14 protein-coding genes are annotated in these 15438 nt (G+C 67.0%); 11 read left to right on the plus strand and 3 right to left on the minus strand.

Annotation, left to right across the window (positions count from 1 at the left end; translation table 11 throughout):
* Window positions 1-130: 130 nt before the first annotated feature.
* Window positions 131-1159: a LacI family DNA-binding transcriptional regulator gene (locus J0I99_RS06730; protein ID WP_291393123.1), complete on the plus strand. Its 1029-nt coding sequence runs from the start codon at window positions 131-133 to the stop codon at window positions 1157-1159.
* Between the two features lie 51 nt (window positions 1160-1210).
* On the opposite strand, the gene J0I99_RS06735 is transcribed toward J0I99_RS06730, so the two are convergent.
* On the minus strand, window positions 1211-2224 hold the full coding sequence (locus J0I99_RS06735) for a hypothetical protein (protein WP_291396736.1): 1014 nt from the start codon (window positions 2222-2224) through the stop codon (window positions 1211-1213).
* Window positions 2225-2358: 134 nt separating this feature from the next.
* Window positions 2359-3354, minus strand: a complete 996-nt coding sequence (locus tag J0I99_RS06740) for an arabinan endo-1,5-alpha-L-arabinosidase (protein WP_291396738.1) — start codon at window positions 3352-3354, stop codon at window positions 2359-2361.
* A gap of 468 nt (window positions 3355-3822) precedes the next feature.
* Here J0I99_RS06740 and J0I99_RS06745 point away from each other — a divergent pair, with 468 nt between their 5' ends.
* From J0I99_RS06745 to J0I99_RS06790, 10 genes are all read left to right on the plus strand, one after another.
* The gene (locus J0I99_RS06745; RefSeq protein ID WP_291396740.1) at window positions 3823-4614 is read left to right on the plus strand and encodes an IclR family transcriptional regulator; all 792 of its coding nucleotides are present in this window, start codon (window positions 3823-3825) and stop codon (window positions 4612-4614) included.
* Between the two features lie 12 nt (window positions 4615-4626).
* Window positions 4627-4932, plus strand: a complete 306-nt coding sequence (locus tag J0I99_RS06750; protein ID WP_291393115.1) for an L-rhamnose mutarotase — start codon at window positions 4627-4629, stop codon at window positions 4930-4932.
* Window positions 4933-4943: 11 nt separating this feature from the next.
* Window positions 4944-5831 carry an amidohydrolase gene (locus J0I99_RS06755; protein WP_291396742.1) on the plus strand — a complete coding sequence of 296 codons (888 nt, stop codon included), beginning with the start codon at window positions 4944-4946 and terminating at the stop codon, window positions 5829-5831.
* A 53-nt stretch (window positions 5832-5884) separates the two neighbouring features.
* Window positions 5885-7069 carry an enolase C-terminal domain-like protein gene (locus J0I99_RS06760; protein ID WP_291396744.1) on the plus strand — a complete coding sequence of 395 codons (1185 nt, stop codon included), beginning with the start codon at window positions 5885-5887 and terminating at the stop codon, window positions 7067-7069.
* 215 nt (window positions 7070-7284) lie between these two features.
* Window positions 7285-9057, plus strand: a complete 1773-nt coding sequence (locus J0I99_RS06765; protein WP_291393109.1) for an ABC transporter substrate-binding protein — start codon at window positions 7285-7287, stop codon at window positions 9055-9057.
* A 145-nt stretch (window positions 9058-9202) separates the two neighbouring features.
* Window positions 9203-10207 carry an ABC transporter permease gene (locus tag J0I99_RS06770; RefSeq protein WP_291396746.1) on the plus strand — a complete coding sequence of 335 codons (1005 nt, stop codon included), beginning with the start codon at window positions 9203-9205 and terminating at the stop codon, window positions 10205-10207.
* The gene (locus J0I99_RS06775; RefSeq protein ID WP_291396748.1) at window positions 10204-11067 is read left to right on the plus strand and encodes an ABC transporter permease; all 864 of its coding nucleotides are present in this window, start codon (window positions 10204-10206) and stop codon (window positions 11065-11067) included. The genes J0I99_RS06770 and J0I99_RS06775 overlap by 4 nt, the downstream gene beginning before the upstream one ends.
* Complete coding sequence (locus tag J0I99_RS06780; protein WP_291396749.1) at window positions 11067-12104, plus strand: ABC transporter ATP-binding protein; 1038 nt, start codon at window positions 11067-11069, stop codon at window positions 12102-12104. Before J0I99_RS06775 ends, J0I99_RS06780 begins: the two co-directional genes overlap by 1 nt.
* Window positions 12101-13123, plus strand: coding sequence for an ABC transporter ATP-binding protein (locus tag J0I99_RS06785; RefSeq protein WP_291396751.1), 1023 nt, complete (start codon window positions 12101-12103; stop codon window positions 13121-13123). The genes J0I99_RS06780 and J0I99_RS06785 overlap by 4 nt, the downstream gene beginning before the upstream one ends.
* Before the next feature lie 17 nt (window positions 13124-13140).
* A complete protein-coding gene (locus J0I99_RS06790; protein ID WP_291396753.1) occupies window positions 13141-14160 on the plus strand; it encodes an aldo/keto reductase in 1020 nt (339 codons plus the stop codon).
* Window positions 14161-14213: 53 nt separating this feature from the next.
* On the opposite strand, the gene J0I99_RS06795 is transcribed toward J0I99_RS06790, so the two are convergent.
* The gene (locus J0I99_RS06795) at window positions 14214-15416 is read right to left on the minus strand and encodes a lytic murein transglycosylase (protein WP_291396755.1); all 1203 of its coding nucleotides are present in this window, start codon (window positions 15414-15416) and stop codon (window positions 14214-14216) included.
* Window positions 15417-15438: the final 22 nt, after the last annotated feature.

The following is a 15438-nucleotide window of genomic DNA, read 5'->3' on the forward strand; positions in this document are numbered from 1 at the left end:
GCAATTGGCCAATGGCTAGCGTCTTTTCGTAGGACGCACAAGCCCTGCCGACGCTAATGAGTTTAGCAACCGGGTTGCGTCACCGGCTCTCCGGGGATAGTGCTGACGCTGGAGGAGCTTGGAGGACCCGTTGGCAAAACGGCCGACCATGATCGACATCGGCGAACGGGCCGGTGTCTCGCAGGCGACGGTGTCGCTGGTGCTCAACCGCGTGCCGAACGCGCGGGTGGCCGAGGCGACGCGCCAGCGCGTGCTCGAGGCGGCCGACGCCCTGGGCTACCGCAAGGGTGCGCAGCACCATGTGCCGGAGAACAGGACCCGGGTCATCGGCCTCTTGATCGACGAGGTGACGACGACGCCGTTCGCGACAGCCTTCATCGAGGGCGCGCGCGAGGAGGCGGCGCTGCAGGACGTGGTGGTGGCGACATTCTGCACGCGAGGCGACCCCAAGCTCGAAGCGCTGGCGCTCGACATGCTGCTGCAGCACCAGAGCATCGGCGTGCTGTACACCAGCCTCATCACCCGGCCGGCCGAACCGCCCGAGCGGCTGCGCGACGTGCCGACGGTGATGGTCAACTGCTACGACGGCAAGCGGCTCTATCCCTCGGTCGTGCCGGCGGACGTCACCGGCGGATACGCGGCGACCGAGGCCCTGCTCAAGGCCGGGCACCGGCGCATCGCCCACCTGGCGGGCGAAAACTGGATCGAAGCATCGCAGGCCCGCGAGCGCGGATACCGGCAGGCCCTGGCGTCGTGGGACGTGCCGGTGGACGAAACGCTGATCATGCCGGGCGGCTGGACGATCCCCGGCGGCCGGGAGCTGACGCGCAAGCTGCTTCAGCGGCCCGACCCGCCGACCGCGATCTTCGCCTTCAACGATCGCATGGCGGTCGGCGCCTATGACGCGCTGCGCCAGAAGGGACTGCGGGTGCCCGAGGATATGTCGATCGTCGGCTTCGACGACGAGGACACCAGCGCCTACCTCGATCCGCCCCTGACTACGGTGGTGCTGCCGCATGAGGAGATGGCGCGCTGGGCCGTCGGCGCGCTGCTCGACGAGCAGTTGCCGGCTGCCTCGCCGCGGCGGATCAAGATCGAGTGCCCGCTGATCGAGCGGGCCTCCATCGGGCCAGGGCCGGCCCGGGCCGAGCAGGACTGATCTCCGCGTTCGGCCTGCGACTCGCCCCGACCCGCGCGCCGGGAGGGGGCGCTAGACCGCGGCAACGGCCTCGGTGCGCCGACGTGGCTTGCGCAGCAGCTCCCATGCATACCAGCCGGCGGTCAGGACGATCAGCACGCCGAGCGTCACCACGACATCCATGAGGGTGTTGCGCAGCGGCTGGCGCAGGAAGAAGCGGGTGGTGAAGAAGGCGACATTGCTGAGAACGAGGAAGCTCAGCACGTGCCGGCCGGGGATCAGCAGCATCCCGGGGATGCGGACGCGGGCGGCGATCCAGCGGCTGAGCGCCAGGTAGGCGAGCAGGATGGCGGCCGGCCCGACGATCCAGAGGATCGTGGGCGGGAAGCGCTGCGGGAAGCCGCCGGTCCGCATCGTGAACCAGAAGCAGTAGGCGGTGATGGCGAAGGCGGGCAGGAAGTGCCAGAGCCGCACCGGCTTGCCGCCGTACCAGATGCCGAGCAGGAACCAGGGCAGGTAGGGCAGGAGCGGGAAATTGGCCATGCCGGTGTGGCCGACGAGGGTCGGCAGCAGCGGGACGATCGCATCGGTGGTGACGTAGGTGGTCAAGAGGCAGAGGACGCTGACGCCGACAAGCAGCCACGGGTTTCGGCCGATGGCGAGCAGCGCGGGTCGAGCAACGAGCTGGACCGCGGCGAGCACGAAGAACGTGGCGAGGAATTCGCTCCAGCCGAACAGGCGGCGCATGGTCAACACATCGAGCGCCAGCTCGAGGCTGAACGGCTTGCGGTCGACGAGCAGGGCGAAGGCGAAGGACGAGACGTAGACGGCGAGCAGCAGGAGCAGCACCGGGCGCAGCCGCTGCGGCCAGCTGCGGCTGCGGCCTTGCGGCTTGGGCAGGCCGAGGCCGATGCCGAAGGCGAACATGAAGCCGGAAAAGCTCACGAGGTTCGCATATTCGGCGAACATCGCCGCCTCGGGCTTGGGGCGGAAGGTGATGAGCTGGATCACGTGCGCGCCGATCATGCCGACGACGAGCAGGGTCTTGAGCAGGTCGAGGTCCTCGGCGCGATCAGGGTGGTCCACGATTTGTCCGTTCCTCTTCGGTGTCATTTCTGCGAAGGCAGGGATCCATTTCTCCACCCGTGCCGGCTGCGCGTTGGGTCCCAGCTTTCGCTGGGATGACAGGCGGTGGTGATGGTGACTCCCCCCATGACTCGCTAGGGCAGGGGGTCGAGTTCGGGCCAGCCATCCGGGGTCCATCCGAGGGGCGAGAGCTGCAGCTTGGACACGCCCAGGTCGTCGCCGTCGTAGTAGTGGTAGGCGAGCATGTCGCCCCCGGTGGTGTGGATTGCTTCCTGGCCGCCCGGGCCGATGAAGCGACCGGTGCTGCCCTGCAGCAGCGTGCCGCCGCCCGCGAGCATCGGGGTGCCGTCCCGGTCGAGGTAGGGGCCGGTCACCGCGTCGGCGCGGCCGACGCGCATGTTGTAGGTGCTGTCGACGCCCTTGCAGCACTGATCGAATGAGACGAACAGGTAGAACCTGCCTTCGTGCTCTATGATGCTGGTCGCCTCGATGCCGGCGCCCTGGCGCGAAGCGAGGTCGAAGGTCGGCGTATCCTCGGCGATGAGCTTGCCCGTCGCCGGATCGAGTTCGCGCATCTTGATGCCGTCCCAGAACGAGCCGTAGGCGAGGAAGGCGCGGCCGTCGCCGAGGTCGATGCGCCAGGGATCGATGGCGTTCCAGTTGTCCTTGCCGTTGGACTTCAGCACGAGGCCCCGGTCGACCCAGCCCTCGCCCGGCTTGTCAGGATCGAGCGCGGTGCTGGTCATCAGCCCGATGGCGCTGGTGTTGATGCCGAAGGATGAGACCGAATAGTAGAGGTTCCAGGTGTCGCCGTGCCGGCTGACGCTCGGGGCCCAGATGTTCAGCGACTGGTAGCCGAGTTCCTTGCGCTGCCATTTGGGCACGCCCTTGCCGATCGAGCCGGCATCGGTCCAGGCGATGCCGTCGGGCGAGGTCTTGACGCGGATGGCGCCGCGAAAGACGCCGCCTTCCTGCCCGGTCTGGAACGCCACGAACCGGCCGTCGACCTCGATGACGCTGGGGTCATGGATGCGGGTGTCGCCGGTCAGCGTCGGCTGAACATCGGCGGCAAGGCCAGTCGTGGCGAACACGGCAAGCGTCGCGGCAAGCGCGATCCGGGCCAGCACCATCGCTCTCCTCCAGCGCGATGAACGGGGCGGCAGGGATCACAGAGTTGGGTGGGTGATGTCAACAGCGACCGGCCCACCTCCCGGTCATCCCGGCGCAGCCGGAAGGCCATGGCCTACGCCGCCCGGTTGGGCCTGCCGGTTAAGGCACGCTGTCGCCGATCATTTCCTTGGCCGAGAACGGCCTCCCCGCCGGCAGAATTTCGCCAAGCCAAACAATGAGGTACGTGCACGGCCGTTCTACCATCCCCTGCCCGAAAGTCGTATCTCGCGCCGGTTGACTCCTTCACCCCGAACGCGCTCACTATTGGAACGCCACATTCCACCTGTGGAACAACAGGGGGTGCGGCGGAGGAGTTCGAGGGAGGCCGAATCGTGCGGATCACCGCGCATTTCGGGCATCTGCGGGGCGTGTCGGCCCGCGGGGCCAATGGTGTTGCCTTGTCCGGAAACCGGCGAGGCTGACCCGGCATGTCCAGCATCCGGCGCACCATCCAGGTTCTCGATCTGCTCGCCCGCAAGGGTGCGATGACGGCGCGCGGCGTGTCGCAGCAGCTGACCCTGCCGGTCGGCTCGGTACACCGCATGCTGGTCGATCTCGCCGACGAGCAGGTGGTCGAGCGCAACGCCACCGGTGCCTGGCAGCTTTCCTACCGCCTGCTCGAGATTACCGACCTGCAGCTCGACGGCGTGAAGCTGCCGCGGCTGACGCGCCCGTTCTGCGAAGCCATCGCGGAGCAGACCCGCGAGACCGTCAACGTCAACGTGCTGAGCGCCGATGGCTGTGTGTGCATCGACAAGGTGCGCGGCAACGAAGGCATGCAGCTCGACTGGCGCATCGGCTCGCGCGGGCCGCTTTACTGTGGCGGCAGCGCCAAGGCGATCCTCGCTTTCATGCCCGAGGCCGAGCGCGAGCGCATCATCGCGCAGCCGCGCGAAACCTACACCCTCAACACCATCGTCGATGCGGACGACCTGCGCGCCGAGCTCGCCCGCACCCGCCGGCGCGGCTACTCGATCGACAACCAGGAAGTGGTGATGGGCGTGTTTTGCGTCGGCGTGCCGATCGTCGACCGCACCGGCCGCCCGGTCGGCGCGATCAGCATCTCGGGCACTTCGCCCAAGGCCCCGGGCCCCGACGTCCAGCCCCTCGTCGACCTGCTCGATGAGGCCGCAGTCAGCGTCAGCCGGCGCCTCGGCTATACCGGTTCATGGCCACCGCAACCGCTTGGCGAGCGCGTGGCACTCCAGGCAACTCACTGAAGGACAACAACAATGCGTTCCGCATGGGTCATGAAGCTCAAGCCCGGCCAGGAAGCCGAGTACAAGCGCAAGCACGACGAGATCTGGCCCGAAATGGTCGCGCTGCTGAAAAGCCAGGGCGTCTCCAACTACACCATCTACCGCTACGAACTGCTGCTCTTCGCCTATCTCGAAAAGCCCGACAACGCGCCGAGCCAGACCGAAGGCGTCGATCCGGTCGTGCTCAAGTGGTGGAAGTGGATGGAGCCGCACATGGAGACCCATGAGGATGCCCGGCCCAAGGCCTGGCCGGTCGAAGAAATGTTCCGGCTCGACTGAGGGCAGCACCGATGGCCAGGCTCCAGATCGTCGATCCGCACATCCACCTGTGGGACCTGTGGACCCGCATCTACCCGCATTTCGAGACCCCGTCTGCCGACGGGAGCAACGCCGCGATCTGCCGCAGCTACCTCATCGAGGAATATCTGCGCGAGGGCGGGGACGAGTTCGAGATCGTCGGCGCCGTGCATGTCGAGGCCTTCCCCACCGATCCGATCAAGGAAACCGAGACGCTGCAGAAGGTCGCCGACGCCAACCCGCTGCCGCTGGTCATCGTCGGCAATGGCGACCTTACCGCGCCTGACTTCCCGGCGCTGCTCGACCGGCACCAGCAGTTCTCCATCTTCCGCGGCATCCGGCAGGTGGTGAACATGCATCCCGACCCCCGGCGCAGCTACGTGTCGCGCGACCTGATGGCCGAGCCGGGCTTCCTCGCCGGGCTGCGCGAACTGGGCCGCCGCGGCCTGAGCTTCGACCTGCAGCTCTATCCGCACCAGATGGAGACCGCCGCCGCGCTCGCCGCCAAGGCGCCGGACACCCGCATCATCCTCAACCACGCCGGCATGTGGGCCGACCGCGATCTTGGGGGCTGGAAGCAGTACAAGGCCGGCCTGCGCGCGCTCGCGGCGCAGTCCAACATCGTCGCCAAGATCTCCGGCCTCGGCATGCTCGACAACCACTGGACCACCGAGAGCATCCGCCCGCTGGTGCTGGAGAGCATCGAGGTCTTCGGGACGGAGCGCGCCATGTTCGCCTCCAACTTCCCGGTCGACAAGCTCTACACCGACTTCCGCACCGTCTGGCGCGCCTTCAGCGACATCACCCGGGACCTCCCCGAGGCCGAACGCACGCGCCTGTTCCGCGACAACGCGAGGAAATTCTACCGCATTCCGGCCTGAACGGCCGGCGCTGGCGGAGCAGCCAGCCAAGACGTTTTCGAGGAGAGTATTCGTTGAAGATCAAGTCCATCGAAGCCTTTGCGATCACCAATCCGATTGCCGGGGGCACCTACGAGGAGGCCAAGCAGAAGGGCACGGCGCGCCGTCCGCCCTGGACCAAGGATGCCGAGGTCGCCAACCCGATGTCCCGCTATCCGCGCTACAAGGCGCTGCGCGCCAGCTGGCTCTCCAGTTTCCCCGCCGTCGGGGTGATCGTCACCGCCGATGACGGCTCGTGGGGCTTCGGCACCACCGGCTACGGCCAGCCCACCATCAGCCTCATCAACGACCATATCGGCCCGCTGCTCGAAGGCGAGAACGCACTCGCCACCGAAAAGCTCTACGACATGATGATGCGCATCACCTCGCCCTACTCTCCGTCGGGCCTGGGCTCCTACGCCATCAGCGGCATCGACCTGGCGCTGTGGGACCTGAAGGGCAAGGTGCTGAAGCTGCCCGTCTACGAGCTCGCCGGCGGCGCCGCGCGCGACAGCCAGTTCTGCTACGCCACCGGCAACGATACCGACTGGCACATGGAGCTCGGCTTCAAGGCCACCAAGCTCGCCTGCCCGTACGGCACGGCGGACGGCCTCGAGGCGCTGGACAAGAACGAGGCGTTCGTCGGCAAGGCGCGGGAGCTGATCGGCCCGCATGTCGAGCTGATGCTCGACTGCTGGATGGCCTTCGACGTCGAGTTCGCCGTCCGCCTTGCCCACCGCCTGCGCCCGTTCAACCTCAAGTGGATGGAAGACTGCCTGATCCCCGAGGATCACACCTCGCACAAGGCCCTTCGGGAGCGCCTGCCGTGGCAGACCATCGCCACCGGCGAGCATTGGTACACGCCGTACACTTTCTTCGAGGCCGCCAAGGATCGCGTCGCCGACATATTCCAGCCCGACATCCACTGGGTCGGCGGCTTCACTGCCTGCCAGAAGATCGCGGCCATCGCCGAGTATGCCGGCATCGACATGTACTGCCACGCCGGCATGAACACACCGTACGGCCAGCATTTTACCATCGCTTCGACGGCGTCGAAGTGGGGCGAGTTCTTCGTCGGCGGCGCCCCCGGCCAGCCGCTCAAGGAGACCAACAACTACCCCGGCATGGCCGTCCCGGTGAACGGTCAGGTCGTGGTGAGCGACGAGCCCGGCTTCGGCCATGGCCTGTCGAAGCAGGCCATCGAGGCAATGGCGCTCTAGGATGGGAGGGCGGCCGGGCGGGGGAGGCTCGATGGCCCCACCCGCGAAATCGGCGACCTTCGTTTTCTGGCGGGCCGTACCATCGCAAACGGAAATCCCCGCTATCGCGGGGATGACCCGGAGCAGGACGGCGAACAACCGGGCGGCAGCGGGACCCTCGTTCCGCTCCCCCACAGGATAACGACAGGCCGGAACCGGCCAAAGGAGGAGGACTAATGAAACGTGCAACCATGATTGGCAGTGCCGTCCTGGCGCTGCTGACCCTGCCGCTGATGGCGTCGACCGCCATGGCGCAGGTCGCCGACGTGCCGCGCAACGAGACCCTGGTGCTCACCCCCTGGGGTGACCAGCCGGCCCAGTTCGCCAACGTCGACAACTGGAACCCCTACCTGACTTCGGTCACGCACCAGCGCGACGCGATGCAGTTCACCGTCAACGAGATGCTGTTCTACACCAATCTCAACGACGGCAAGCTGATCCCGTGGCAGGCCGAGAGCTTCGAATACGCTCCCGATTTCACCAGCGCCACGATCAAGCTGCGCGACGGCGTCGAGTGGTCGGACGGCCAGAAGTTCACCGCCGACGACGTGAAATTCACGCTCGAGGCCCTGCGCGATGCCCCGCCGGAAATCAACGGCTCGGCCTCGTTCAAGGAATGGGTGAAGGACGTCGAGGTTACCGATCCGCTCAACCTCAAGATCAACTTCAACAAGGCGGCCCCGCGCTTCGTGCGCGATTTCCTCGCGCTCGGCCACGAGAACCACTATCCGACCCTGCCCAAGCACATCTGGGAAGGCCAGGATATCGCGACCTTCACCAACTACGATCTGGCCAAGGGCTGGCCGGTCGGCACCGGCGCCTACAAGCTGGTCTCCTCGACCAACCAGCAGGAGATCTTCGATCGCCGCGACGACTGGTGGGGCGCCAAGACCGGCTTCGAGGACCTGCCGGCGCCCAAGCGCATCACGCTCGTGCCGGTCTCGTCCGACGACGCCATGGGCCAGCTCCACATCGCCAACCAGATCGACGGCGGCCGCCAGCTGCTGATCGGCACGTTCGAAGCCGCCAGGGCGCAGAACGACAAGCTGAGCTCCTGGAACGCCGAAGGCCCGAACTGGGGCGCTCCCGACGGCTGCGACTACTCGCTGGTGTTCAACCAGATGCGGGAGCCGTGGAACGACGTCAACGTCCGCTACGCGATGAACTATGCCATCGACCGGTCGGCCATCAACGAAATCGGCTACGAAGGCGGCCAGAAGCCGGTGACCTTCGCCTTCTCCAACTACATGGCCGGCACCTGGCTGACCGAGGGCAGCCCGCTCAAGGCGGTTCTCGACAAGTACAACCTCGACAATCCCGATCCGGCCAAGGTCGAGGAGTACATGGCCAAGTCCGGCTACGCCAAGGACGCCAACGGGCTCTGGGCCAAGGACGGCAAGCCGCTCGCCGTGACGGTGCGCACCCCGGCCTTCATCCAGCCTACGCTGGCCCCGCTGACCCAGCAGCTCAAGAACGCCGGCTTCGACGCGGTGCAGGCCCCGGTGGACGACACCTGGCTGCCCGACATCCAGTCCGGCAACTTCGACACGATGATCTTCGTGCACTGCGGCAGCCTCTCCGAGCCGCTCGAGACCTTGCAGCACTATCACAGCAAGTTCGCCCGTCCGCTCGGCGAGAATATCCCGAACGCCGTGGCCGCCTCGCGCTACATGAATCCGGAATACGACAAGCTGATCGACGCCATGGACGCCGTCCCGGCCAGCACTGATCCGAACTCGGACTACATGAAGAACGCCGTGGCCGCCCTCGACATCGCGCTGCGCGACCTGCCGCAGATCGACCTGCTCGAGGAGTACCATGTGGTGACCTTCAACAACACGTACTGGACCGGCTGGCCGTCGGCTGCCGACCCGTATGTGGCCCCCTACACCCCGTGGGAGGCGTTCAACCTGGTCATCCACCACCTCAAGCCCTCGGGCGCACAGTAACGGTCCTCCCGACCGGCGGATGGCGGCACCTGACGGCTGCCATCCGCAACTTCTTTGACGAGTTGCTTGGAGACTGAGGCGTGCCACACCCCAGGGATGACATCGGGTTCGACCCACCCCATGCAGCGACACCGGAACAGCTGAGATGAGCCGCGAACTCGCCCGCTATCTCGCCACGCGCTTCGGTCAGCTGCTGCTGATCGTGTTCGTGGCGGTCAGCATCAACTTCATCATCCCGCGCCTCTTGCCCGGCGACCCGGTGCAGACGGCGCTGGCGCGCCTGCAAGCCACCGGCGGCGCCCAGAACGTCGACATCCAGGCCGTCTCGGCCGCCTATCGCGCCAAATACGGGCTCGATGCGCCGATCCTAGAGCAGTACATCAACTACTGGTTCGACCTGTTCCGGCTCGATCTCGGCGTCTCGTTCGCGAACTTCCCCGAAAAAGTCTCGACCATGATCGGCAACGCGCTGCCCTGGTCGGTGACCCTGCTGGCCGTCGCGACGCTGATCGCCTTCGCCACCGGATCGCTGCTCGGCGCGCGGCTCGCGTGGCCCACCGCCGGTCGCGGCATCAAGGCCTTCGTGCCGCTGATGATGATCCTGACCTCGATCCCGTTCTACCTGCTGGCGATCATCCTGATCTATTTCTTCGCCGTGGTGCTGAAGTGGTTCCCGCCCGCCGGCGGCGTCGACACCACGCGCATCATGCGCCTCGACTGGGCCACTACCGAAGACATCCTGCGCCACGCCTTCCTGCCCTGTCTCGCCATCGTGCTCGGCAATGTCGGCTTCTGGGCGCTCGGCATGCGCAGCCAGATGGTGTCGGTGCTCGGCGAGGACTACATCACCTTCGCCGAGGCCAAGGGGCTGCCCCCGCGCCGCATCTTCGTCTGGTACGGCATGCGCAACGCGCTGCTGGCACAGGTCACCGCCCTTGCCCTCTCGCTCGGCTCGGTCGTCTCGGGCGCGGTGCTCGTCGAGGTGATCTTCAACTATCCCGGCCTCGGCTCGCTGCTCTACGTCGCCATCCGCGGGCAGGACTACTTCGTCATCCAGGGCGTCGTGCTGATGCTGATCGTCTCGCTGGCGGTCCTGCTTTTCCTCGTCGACCTCATCTACCCGCTGCTAGACCCCAGGATCCGGCGATGACCCATTTCTTTGCCTCGCTTCGCCGCAACTACGAGCAGGGCCGCATCAGCGGCGTGCTGCTCCTCGGGCTTGCGATCCTCCTCGCCATCGTCCTGTTCGGCCTCATCGGCCCGCTGTTCGTCGATGCCACCAACGCGCAGGTCGGCGCCGTCCGGCCGCGCAAGCCGCCGGGGGCGGACTATTTCCTCGGCACGGATTCGCAGGGCCGCGACATGTGGACCCTGCTGATCTACGCTACCCCCAACACGCTGAAGATGGGCCTTATCGCCGGCTTCATCGGCGTCGGCGTCGGCACCGTGCTCGGCCTCGTGGCCGGCCAGTTCGGCGGCTGGATCGATGCGATCATCCGTGTCATCTCCGATGCGCTGCTGACCGTGCCCGCCATCGCCATCCTCGTCATCATCGCCGGCAATATCGACCGCATGAGCACCTGGGTCATGGCGCTGGTGGTCGCCTCGCTGGGCTGGATGTTCACCACCCGCACCGTGCGCGCCCAGGTCCTCACCATCCGCGAGAAATCCTACATCGAGGTCGCGCGCGTGAACGGCGAGGGGCCCTGGGAAATCCTCTTCACCGAGGTCATGCCCAACCTGATGCCCTACATCGTGGCGAGCTTCGTCGGCACCGTCTCGGGCTCGATCCTCGCCGTCATCGGCCTCGAGGCCCTCGGGCTCGGCGCGCTTGAAGAAATGACGCTCGGCAATACCATCTACTGGAGCCAGCAGTCGGCCGCCGTGCTGCGTGGCTACTGGTGGTGGTGGGGTCCGCCCATCGTTGTCATCGCACTGATCTTCATCGGCCTCTTCCTCACTTCGGTCGGCTTCGACCGCTTCGCCAACCCCAAGCTGGCGAGGCGCTGATGACCGTGACCGATACCGACAAGCCCATTCTCGTCGTCGAGGGCCTCAACGTCCACTACGACACCGGCAAGGGTCCGGCCAAGGCGGTGAACGACGTGTCGTTCTCCCTGAAGGCCGGCGAACGGCTCGGCCTCATCGGCGAGTCCGGCTCGGGCAAGACCACCATGGCGACGGCGCTGATGCGCCTGACCCGCGCTCCCGGCCGCATCGCCGGCGGCAAGGTGCTGCTCGACGGTCAGGACATCCTCAAGATGAGCCCGCGCGAGCTGCGCGAGACGCGGCTGCGCGACATCGCGCTCATCCCGCAGGGCGCGATGAGCTCGCTCAACCCGGTCATGAAGCTCGACGAGCAGATGATCGACGCCATCGTGGCGCACAAGCCCGGCATGAGCCGCGCCGCCCTCGATGCCCGCGTCGCCGAACTGCTCAGGAGCGTCGGGCTCGACCCATCCGTCGCCAAGCGCTACCCGCACGAGCTTTCCGGCGGCATGAAGCAGCGCGCCGCCATGGCCATCGCGACCTCGCTGTCGCCTAAGGTCATCGTCGCCGACGAGCCGACCAGCGCCCTCGACGTCGTCGTGCAGCGCCAGGTCATGCAGACGCTCGGCCGCCTGCAGGATGGGCTCGGCGCCGCCGTCGTCCTCATCGGCCACGACATGGGCCTCATCGCCCAGTTCGCCGATATCGTCGGCGTCATGTACGCCGGCAAGCTCGTCGACATCGGCCCGGTCCGGCAGATGATAGAGACCCCGCGCCACCCCTACACCAAGCTGCTGGTCGAGAGCCTCCCCGGTATCGAGGTCAAGCAGGCGCTGACTGGCATTCCCGGCCTGCCCCCGCCGCTCGTCGACCTGCCGCCCGGCTGTAGTTTCAACCCGCGCTGCCCCTTCGCCTTCGAACGCTGCCGCACCGAGACGCCGCTGCTGCAGGACGTGGCGCCCGGCCAGCAGGCGGCCTGCCACCTCTATCCCGAACACCAGGTCCTGCCGCCGCTCCCGGCCATGGCCCAATCCCACAACGGGGAGGCCCGCCCGTGAGCGCGCTCATCGAACTGAGGGGCGTCAGCAAGACCTACGGCGCCTTCACCGCCCTCGACGACGTCACCCTGTCGCTGTCCGACAGCAGCCCATCGATGACCGCCATCGCCGGCGAGAGCGGTAGCGGCAAGACCACGCTGGCCCGCATTCTGCTCGGCTTCATCAACCCCTCGGCCGGCCACGTCTTCTACCGCGGCAAGGACATCGCCCTGATGTCCCCGTCCGAGCAGCGCCAGTTCCGCCGCGAGGTGCAGCCGGTGTTCCAGGACCCGTTCGAGGTCTTCAACCCGTTCTACCGCATCGACCACGTGCTCGAGACGCCGGTGAAGCGCTACGGCCTTGCCGATACCGACGCCAAGCGCCGCGCGCTGATCGAGGATGCCCTCAAGCGCGTCGGCCTTCGTCCGCAGGACACGCTCGGCCGCTTCCCGCACGAGCTGTCGGGCGGCCAGCGCCAGCGCATCATGGTCGCCCGCGCCGTCCTGCTCCGGCCGCGCATGATCGTTGCCGACGAGCCGGTGTCGATGGTCGATGCCTCGCTGCGAGCCACCATCCTCGACGAGTTGAAGACGCTGAACCGCGAGCTCGGCATCTCGATCGTCTACATCACGCACGACCTGACCACGGCCTTCCAGATCTGCGACAACATCATGATCCTCTACCGCGGCAACGTCGCGGAGGCCGGATCGGTCGAGCGCGTCATCGGCGCGCCGAAGCACCCATACTCGCAGCTGCTGGTCTCCTCGATCCCGCTGCCCGACCTCGACAAGGCGTGGGGCGCCGACGAAATTCCGGTCTCCGAAGCCTCCGCCGCCCGCTCCAACGCCGGCTGCAGGTTCGCGCCGCGCTGCCCGCATGTCATGGAACAGTGCTGGGACAATGTCCCGCCCAAGTACACCCCGGACAGCCAGCGCCTCGCCACCTGCTTCCTCTACCGCGACGCCCCTGTCGCCCCGGGCGACGACATCGCCGCGGTCTTCCGCGCCCCCGAGCCGCGTACACCCGTTCCTTCAGCCTGAGTTCCAGAAGCACAGACATGACCACCAAGCTCAGCCACCGCCGCCAGGCCGGCGCCACCAGCCTCCGCCTTCCCCCCATGGGCTTTGGCGCCGCCCATCTGGGCGGCATGTACAACCGCGTCTCGGGCGAGACCGCCCATGCCACGCTCAAGGCCGCCTGGGACAACGGCATCCGCTTCTTCGATACCGCCCCGTATTACGGCCGCGGCCTCAGCGAGCACCGCGTCGGCGATTTCCTGATCGACAAGCCCCGCGACGAGTTCGTGATCACCACCAAGGTCGGCCGCTACTTCAAGCGCCCCGCCGACCCGCGCAACTTCGACCGCACCCCCTGGGGGGGCGGGCTCAACATGGAGATCGTCTGGGACTACTCCTATGACGGCATCCTGCGCGCCTATGAGCAGAGCCTGCTGCGCCTCGGCCTCGACACCGTCGATGCCCTTCTCATCCACGATCCGGAAGCCGCAGCCGATCCGAACGGGCCGAAGCTCGAAGACCTGACCGCGAGCGGCTACAAAGCCCTCGAGGAGCTGAAGCGCTCCGGCCAGATCAAGGCCATCGGCATGGGCCTCAACGCTGCGCCCTCGCTCGCCACCATCGCCCCGCTGGTGCCGCTCGATTTCTGCATCGTCGCCATGCCCTACACCCTGCTCGACCAGACGGCCCTGACCACCGGGCTCAAGCGCTGTGTCGACGAGAACATCTCGGTCATCATCGGCGCTCCCTACGCCTCGGGCATCCTCGCCACCGGCCCCGGCCCCAATGCCCGCTACCGCTACGGCATCGCCGAGCCCGACATCCAGGACAAGACCCGCCGCATCCAGGCCGTCTGCGCCCGCCACGGCGTTTCGCTGCAGGCCGCCGCGCTGCAGTTTCCCCTCGCCCATCCCGCTGTGGTGTCCGTCATCCCCGGCGGCGCGAGGCCCGAGGAGGTCACCGCCAATATCGGCTTCATCGAGGAGACCATCCCGGCCGCGCTGTGGTCGGACCTGCGCAACGAAGGCCTCATCGACCCCGAGGCCCCGACGCCGGGCTGAGCCCGCCGCCCGGCGACACCCATCCCCAGGTAAGCCTTGTACTGCGAAACGGTCTAGCTCAGCGCCCGCAGCAGGTTGCCGGAGACGTGGCCGTCGGCCAAGAGCCCGGAGCGGGCCTGCCAGTCGATCACCGCGGCTCGCGTCTTCGGTCCGATCACCCCGTCCGGCGTGCCGATGTCATAGCCCTTGCGCAGCAGCATGGCCTGCACCTGCTCGCGATCGGCCCTGGTCAGCGCCGTATCCGCCGGCCAGCTGGCGACGAATCCCTTGCTGCCCAGAATCCGGTCGGCCAGGTGGCCCACCGCCAGGGCATAGCTGTCGGAGCTGTTGTAGCGCTTGATCACGTCGAAGTTCGGCAGCACCGCGAACACCGGTCCGTTGCCGCCCATCGGCATGTAGAGGCGCGCCGTGTCGCTGGCGCGCGGGAACGGCTTGCCACTCGCCCGCAGGACGCCCACCCCGCTCCAGTCGCCCAGCGTCGCGTTGATCCCGCTCCAGACGTTCTGGTAGTTGAAGTCGCCCGGCAGCCGTACCTCGTAGCCCCATGTTTCGCCTGCACGCCAGCCGAAGGACTTGAGGTAGTTGCCGATCGAGGCGAGCGCGTCGGGGACGGAGCCCCAGATGTCCTTGTGCCCGTCGCCCTTGAAGTCCACGGCGTACTTCATGAAGCTCGACGGCATGAACTGGGGTTGCCCCATGGCGCCGGCCCATGAGCCCACCATGTTCTTGAAGCGCACGTGGCCGCCCTCGAGGATCTCGAGCGCGGTGATCAGTTCGCTGCCGAAATAGTCGGCCCGGTAGCCGCTATAGGCGAGTGTCGCCAGCGCGTGCACGGTGTTGGTGCCGCCCATGTAGCCGCCGTAATTGGTCTCGATGCCCCAGATGGCGAGGAGGATTTCCGGCTGCACACCGTAGCGCGAACTGACCGCAGCAAGGGTCTGCTTCCATTCCCCGCGCATGTCCTGGCCCTTGCCGGCCTGCCCGTCGGTGACGCGCTTGCCGATATAGTCGGCGACGGTGCTGACGAACTCGGGTTGCTTCTTCGAAAGGTCGACGACCTTGCTCTGTGGCGTGAACCCGCCCATCGCCACGTCGAACACGTGCCTTGAGACGCCGCGCGCCCTGGCGCGCTTCCAGACGCCATCGATGAAGGTGTCGACGCCGGCGAACGCCGGGGAGATGACGGACGAAGCCGCGAGCGCGGCAGCGCCAAGCCCGAAGGAACGACGCGAAGGTGAGAACGGTACGCGGGACATCACAGCCTCGATACGCAGAGGA

The organism is Devosia sp. (genome assembly GCF_017307495.1).
Lineage (GTDB): Bacteria > Pseudomonadota > Alphaproteobacteria > Rhizobiales > Devosiaceae > Devosia_A.